Source organism: Rhodococcus sp. TAF43, from assembly GCF_052113525.1.
Lineage (GTDB): Bacteria > Actinomycetota > Actinomycetes > Mycobacteriales > Mycobacteriaceae > Prescottella.
The window spans coordinates 74163-80730 of the sequence record NZ_JBFRDL010000016.1; the positions used below are offsets into that span (position 1 = coordinate 74163).

Consider the following 6568-nt stretch of genomic DNA (forward strand, 5'->3'; position numbering starts at 1 on the left):
GGGTGGCTTGCATCACACAGCAAGCTGCCAGGGTTATACCGCCGACAGAGGAGGCTACGAGGCGGTACCGGAAAATTGGTACAGCCGGGACATTCTCAGCTCCGCTGTCGAGAAAGTGATCAGCGCAGCTTCAGGCTGCCGCCGTCCGCCATGAGGGTCTGGCCTGTCATGTACTTCGAATCGTCGCTCGCGAGGAACAGCGCGACGGGCGCGATGTCGGTCTCGGGATCGCCGATCCGCTGCAGCGGGACCTTCGCGACGGACGCGGCCGCGCGCTCGGGAAATGCCTTCTGCCAGGCCACGACTCCCTCGGTCGCCGCGAACGGGCAGAGCACGTTGACGCGGATCTGGTCCGCGGCCCACTCGTTGGCGGCCACCCGGCTGACGCCGCGGATGGCCTCCTTGGCGGCCGCGTACGACGTCTGCGTCGGCATGCCCTCGAGGCCGGAGCTGGACCCGAAGTTGATGATCGAGCCCTGCGACTTCTTCAGCTCCTCGTAGCAGGCCTGCATCAGGTGCACCGTCGGATAGAAGCCCGTGTTGAACGAGATGTCGAACATCTCCTGGGTCTGCTCCAGCAGTGGGGCCTGCCGCGACGCGTGCGCGTTGTTCACCAGCACGTCGATGCCGCCGAACGCGGCGACCGCCGCGTCACGGATCGCCGTCGCCGAATCCGGCTGCGAGATATCGACGCCCAGAAACTTCGCCTCGCCCCCGGCGTCCGCGATCTCCTTCTCGAGCGCGAAGCCGTTCTCATCGCTGATGTCGACGAACAGCACCTTCGCGCCCTCACGGGAGAAAACGCGGGTGATCGCGCGGCCGATGCCGCCCGCGCCACCGGTGACGATCGCGACCTTGCCCTGCAGTCTCATGACGAACCCCCGCTGCCGGATCAGACGCCGGCGGGCGCGTCGGTGGCCAGGGCGATCTTCTCGAGGCCCGCGACGCTGTAGGCGGCGTAGGTCTCGTACGGCCCGCGGCCCGAGAAGTACGGGGTGAGCTGCCCGGCGAGCTCCTCGACCGAGAACTCGGAACCGGCGGCGTCGAAACGGTTCTCGACCTGCGGCGCGGCCATGAGGGCGACCATCTTGCCGTAGACCACGAACACCTGGCCGGTGATCTCGTCGGACTCGGGGGAGGCGAGGTAGCGGACCAGGGTCGCGACGCGCTCGGGAGCCAGCGGATCCAGACCCTGCGTCGCGGTGTTGTCGTCACCGAACGCCTCGGCCGTCATCGCCGTCCGTGCGCGGGGGCAGATCGCGTTGGCGCGCACGCCGTAGCGGGACAGGCCCGCCGCGGTCGACAGCGTCAGCGCGGTGATGCCGGCCTTCGCCGCGGAGTAGTTGGGCTGCCCGGCGGAACCGAACAGGAATGCCTCGGACGAGGTGTTGACGACGCGACCGAAGATCGGGCCGCCGGCGTCCTTGCTGGCCTGGCGCCAGTGCACGGCCGCCGCGTGCGACGTCGCGGCGTGCCCCTTGAGGTGCACGCGGATGACGTCGTCCCAGTCGGACTCGGACAGGTTGAAGATCATCTTGTCGCGCAGGATGCCCGCGTTGTTGACCAGGATGTCCATCGAACCGAAGTTCGTGACGGCCTCCTCGACCATGCGTGCGCCGAGCGACCAGTCGGAGACGTCGCCGGTGATCGCGAGGGCCTGTCCGCCCGCGGCCTTGATCTCGTCCACGACGTCGTGGGCGGCCGAGCCCATGTCGTTCACGATCACCGCTGCGCCGGCCTCGGCGAGTGCGAGCGCCTCGGCGCGACCGAGTCCCGCTCCCGCTCCCGTGACGATGGCCGTGCGGCCGGCCAAGCTGAGGGATTCCACCATGTCAGGCTCCTTACCTTCTATGCGATGTCCCCAAACTAGTATTCATTCTAGTTTTTGCACAAGCGTCTGGCGGATTTTGATCGCGCGCGTGCGACACCCTGCTTCCGCTGATCAGCGCGGGATCCGGTAGACGCCGAGGCGGGCCCGGGAACTCTTCGGAGGGCTATTGATCGACATATCGAAATATGTTCTACTCGGTATGTTGTGATCTCAGGCACACGGGGGCGTGTTATGTGGTAGAACGCACTCTTGCTCGTTGTGCGATTCTCCATGAAGGGCCACCCATGTCACTCAACCTTGCGGACCTGACCGAAGCTGTCATCGACGCCATCCCCGAGAAGGTCGCGCTCGTGTGCGGCGACGAGTCGCGGACATTCGCCGAGTTCGACGCCGGCGCGAACCGTATCGCGCACCACCTCGCTGCTCAGGGCGTCCGGCCCGGCGACCACGTCGGGCTCCACGCCCGCAACAGCATCGAGTTCGTCGAGTCGCTGCTCGGCTGCCTCAAGATCCGTGCCGTCCCGGTGAACGTCAACTTCCGCTACGTCGACGCCGAGCTGACGTACCTGTACAACGACGCTCAGCTCGCGGCGGTGATCGCGGACGGCGAGTTCAGCGATGTCATCGCCGACGTGCTTCCCAAGTGCCCCACGGTGCGCCACATCGTGCTCATCGGTGAGGCCGCCGGACCCGCGCTCTCGGAGGTCGCTGCCGCCGCGGAGACCACCGTCTCGGTCGCCGACTTCCACAAGGCCGTCGCGGACCAGTCGCCCGAGCGCGACTTCCCCGAGCGCAGCAACGACGACCTGTACATCATCTACACCGGCGGCACCACCGGCATGCCCAAGGGCGTGATGTGGCGGCACGAGGACTTCTACCACGCCGCACTCGCGGGCGGCGCCATCATGGGCGGCGATCCGATCCTCTCGCCCGCCGAGCTCGGTGCCGCTGCGGCCGCGAACCAGTTCGCGATGTCGTACCTGATCACTGCACCCCTGATGCACGGAGCCGCGTCGTACTCGCTGTTCACCTGCATGTTCATGGGCTCCAAGCAGGTCCTCATGTCCAAGTACGACCCGGTCGATGCCCTCGAACTGGTCGACCAGCACAAGATCAACACCGTGATGGTTGTCGGCGATGCGATCGCCCGTCCGCTCTCCGACGCGATCGAGGAGCACGGTGAACGGTTCGACCTCAGCTCGCTGTGGATCATCGGTTCCGGCGGCGCGTTGTGGTCCGCCAGTGTCCGCGAGAAGCTGGGCAAGCTGCTGCCGAACGTCTACCTCCGGGACGCGTTCGGCTCGTCGGAGTCCGGCAACGACGGCGAACTGAAGAAGGATGAGGACGGCCTGTTGCGGATGGCGCCGTCGCCCAAGGCGCGCGTGGTCGACACCGACTTCTCCACGATCGAACCCGGCTCGGACACCGTCGGTTACCTCGCCCGCGCCGGACACGTGCCGCTCGGCTACTTCGGCGACCCCGAGAAGACGGCCGCGACTTTCCCCGTCGTCGACGGTGTGCGGCTGTCGGTTCTCGGCGACCTCGCGCGCGTCGAGGCGGACGGAACCATCATCGTGCTCGGCCGTGGATCGTCGTGCATCAACACCGGYGGCGAGAAGGTGTACGCCGAGGAGGTCGAGGAGGCGCTCAAGAGTCACCCCGACGTGCTGGACGCGCTCGTCGCCGGGATCCCGGATCCCACGTACGGGCAGCGGGTCTCGGCCGTCATCTCGGCCCGCGCCGGCGTCGACGATCTCGACGAGAACGAGGTGATCGCGCACTGCCGGACCCGGATCGCGGGCTACAAGGTGCCGCGCACCCTCGTCGTGGTCACCGAGGTCGTCCGGTCGCCCGCGGGCAAGGCCGACTACCGTTGGGCGAAGGCGACTCTCGAAGCCGCCGACTGACGTTCCGGTCCTGACGGCAACGGCCCGCTCCCTTTCGGGGAGCGGGCCGTTTCGTCGTTCGGGAGGTCAGCTACCGGCGCGGGCCAGCAGGTCGCGTGCCTCGGGGCGGCCGTCGAGCACCCGACCCGTGCGGTACGTGATCTGCCAGCGGCCGTCGATCCGGGCGAACTCCCAGCGGTTCGCGGTCACACGCCAGACGCGGAACCCGTCCGAGTTGTCGTCGTTCATGATGAGCTGCGAATGGCAGGTCGCGACCGCGGTGTCGCCCTCGACGCGGATGTTCATCGGGTCGAGCAGGTGACCGCAGCCGCCGCCGATGTAGTCCTGGTGCGGGCGGGTGCGGACCATCTCCATGATCTCGGCGCGGCCGCGCATGATGCGCATGTCGACGTCGTACACGCCGTCCTCGGCGAACAGTGCGCCCACCCGGTCGGCGTCGCCGGAGTCGACCGCCGGACCGTAGGCCGTCATGATCTCCTGGATGGCGATCTTGTCTTCGAGCAGCTGAACCCGCTCGACGAGGGACTGGACGAGCGCGGCGGTATCGGTCATCGGATCTCCTTCAAAATGTTTGTCCAGCAAATCGGGTGTAACGGCTGTTCTTCGGCGCCGCGTCAGCTGCGCGCGGGATCGAACTCGACGCCGAGGCCGACGCCGAGCTCGCGCAGCGCCTCGAGCTGTTCGCAGTAGTGCGCGCTGCCCGTCGCGGCGATGGACGCGCTGGTGATCGTGGCGCCCGCGTCGCGTCGACGTTCGAGGGCGCGGACGGTGCGCTCGCGCGCCCCCAGGGGATCGAGGGGCGCGCCGGCGCTCAGGACGACGGCGAACTGGTCGGGGACATCGACCTTGCCGAGCATGGTCGCGAGCTCGTCGACGCTCAGCCCGAACGGGACCCATCCGTCGCCGTGTTCGGTGGCCCGGCGCAGCGACCGCATCGTGCGCCCGCCGATCCACAGCGGCACCCGGTCCTGGACGGCGTGCGGTTCGACGAGGAGGTCCTGGAATTCGTAGTAGGTTCCGCGGTACTCGGGCACGCTCCGGGACAGCGCGGCGCGCAGCGCGGCGATCGCATCGTCGGCGCGGGCGCCGCGATCCTCGAACGCCGCACCCAACAGGTCGAACTCTTCCTTCAGCGTTCCGACGCCGAGCCCGAGGACCAGTCGTCCACCGCTCACGACGTCGAGGGTGCCGTAGCGCTTGGCGATCTCGAGCGGGTGGTGGTAGCCGAGCACGAGGACCTGGGTCGCGAGGCGGATCCGGGTGGTGCGGGCGGCGAGGTAGCCGAACGTCGCGAGCGGATCCCAGTACGTTCCGCCGCGGGCCTCAGCCACCTCGACCGGGACTGCGACGTGTTCACTGCAGGTCAGGTGGTGGAAGCCGAGACGATCCGCGCATTCGGCCACCCGGGCGAGGTCGGAGATTCCGCCGCCACGCTCCCACTCCGAGTGGGCGCCGGGGTGCAGCACCACGACGGGGGAGACGATTCCGATGTGCATCCCTACAGCTCCGTTGCTGGATCGGCCATTGTCGATTCGTTCTACCCGAGCGCCATGACGGGCGCCGCAGGTTTTCCGGTGACCGGGAGTTTGTCGGCGCCCGGTGCGTCCGCGCGCTTGTCCGGGCGTCTGGCGGCATGATGTCGATGTCCGATTCCGGTCAAATAATCGATCGATATCGGTCCCGCCCAGCGGGATGCACCTGCTAGCCTGACAGAATTGATTTCAGTTTTGCACCGATTCGCCCCGCTGATCAGGGGCCGGATGTTGTTTGGAGGTGTCGATGACTGTCGTCGATTCACATGAGTCGGTCGATGCTCCCGCGCCGCGGCGCGATCTGCCGCCGTCCATGGTCGAACGGATGACGCTGATCCTCGACGCGTTCGACGGCCGCGCATCGCGCTTGACCCTCGAGGAAGTGGCCTGCCGTACGCAGCTGCCGCGCTCGACGGTCCACCGCATCCTCGGCCAGCTCGTTCGGCTGAACTGGGTGGAGCACGCCTCGTTCGGCTACTGCCTGGGTCGGCGCGCACTCGGACTCGGCGGCGGCGACGGCGGCCACAGCGAGATCCGTGCCGCGGCAGCGCCGTTGCTGCACGAACTGCACATGCAGACCGGGATGGTCGTGCACCTCGCGGTCCTCGACGGGAGCGAGAGCGTCTACCTCGACAAGGTCGGTGGCCGCTTCGCGGCGTCGCTGCCGTCGCGCGTCGGCGGACGCGGTCCCGCCTACTCGACCGCCGGTGGCAAGTCGATGCTCGCGTGGCTCGACCCCGAGCGGGTCGACAGCCTGTACGAGGCGCGCCTGAGCCGCTGCACCGACCGCACGATCACCGACATCCCGACGCTGCACCAGGAGCTCAACCGGATCCGGCAGCGTCGCGGGCTGGCCTTCGAGCGCGGCGAATCCGTTCGCGGCGTGGCGTGTGTCGGGGTCGCGATCCGCGGTCACGACGGCCCCGTCGCCGGCATCTCGCTGTGCGGCGACGCGCGCACCGCGCAACTCGAGCGCGTCGCGCCGCTCGTGGTGGACGCGGCCCGCGAGGTGTCGCGCACGCTCTACCCCGAACTCGGCGCGCCCCGGCGTGGCCGTCGTGCACCCGAGACGCCCGCGAACACCTGGTCCGCCGACGCGATGGACCGCCTGCTGTCCATCCAGAGCGGGCAGTGGATCTAGCGGGATCTAGCTGTAGTTCCCGGGGACGTTGTGGACGCCGACACGGTCGATCGGTGACTGGCCTCCGATCCCGGTGTGGGGTCGGTGGTGATTGTAGTGGTGTAGCCATTGCTGGTAGGTCGCCGAGCGGGTCTGGTCGGACCGGTAGGTTCGTGCG

7 protein-coding genes are annotated in these 6568 nt (G+C 68.2%); 2 read left to right on the top strand and 5 right to left on the bottom strand.

Annotation, left to right across the window (positions count from 1 at the left end; genetic code table 11):
• Window positions 1-119 precede the first annotated feature (119 nt).
• Entirely contained in the window at window positions 120-872 is a 753-nt protein-coding gene (locus AB4Z09_RS13115; RefSeq protein ID WP_114723187.1) for an SDR family NAD(P)-dependent oxidoreductase, read from the bottom strand.
• A gap of 20 nt (window positions 873-892) precedes the next feature.
• Complete coding sequence (locus AB4Z09_RS13120) at window positions 893-1831, bottom strand: 3-oxoacyl-ACP reductase (RefSeq protein ID WP_442239902.1); 939 nt, start codon at window positions 1829-1831, stop codon at window positions 893-895.
• 284 nt (window positions 1832-2115) lie between these two features.
• Here AB4Z09_RS13120 and AB4Z09_RS13125 point away from each other — a divergent pair, with 284 nt between their 5' ends.
• Window positions 2116-3738 carry an acyl-CoA synthetase gene (locus tag AB4Z09_RS13125; RefSeq protein ID WP_442239903.1) on the top strand — a complete coding sequence of 541 codons (1623 nt, stop codon included), beginning with the start codon at window positions 2116-2118 and terminating at the stop codon, window positions 3736-3738.
• A gap of 66 nt (window positions 3739-3804) precedes the next feature.
• Here the strand turns inward: AB4Z09_RS13125 and AB4Z09_RS13130 are convergent, their stop codons facing one another.
• Both AB4Z09_RS13130 and AB4Z09_RS13135 read right to left on the bottom strand, forming a co-directional pair.
• Window positions 3805-4290, bottom strand: coding sequence for a nuclear transport factor 2 family protein (locus tag AB4Z09_RS13130; RefSeq protein WP_114723184.1), 486 nt, complete (start codon window positions 4288-4290; stop codon window positions 3805-3807).
• 62 nt (window positions 4291-4352) lie between these two features.
• Complete coding sequence (locus AB4Z09_RS13135) at window positions 4353-5234, bottom strand: LLM class F420-dependent oxidoreductase (protein ID WP_442239904.1); 882 nt, start codon at window positions 5232-5234, stop codon at window positions 4353-4355.
• A 283-nt stretch (window positions 5235-5517) separates the two neighbouring features.
• Here AB4Z09_RS13135 and AB4Z09_RS13140 point away from each other — a divergent pair, with 283 nt between their 5' ends.
• Window positions 5518-6411 carry an IclR family transcriptional regulator gene (locus tag AB4Z09_RS13140; RefSeq protein ID WP_442239905.1) on the top strand — a complete coding sequence of 298 codons (894 nt, stop codon included), beginning with the start codon at window positions 5518-5520 and terminating at the stop codon, window positions 6409-6411.
• A 6-nt stretch (window positions 6412-6417) separates the two neighbouring features.
• Here the strand turns inward: AB4Z09_RS13140 and AB4Z09_RS13145 are convergent.
• The coding region (locus AB4Z09_RS13145) for an integrase core domain-containing protein (protein ID WP_442239906.1) at window positions 6418-6568 on the bottom strand (151 nt) is incomplete at its 5' end.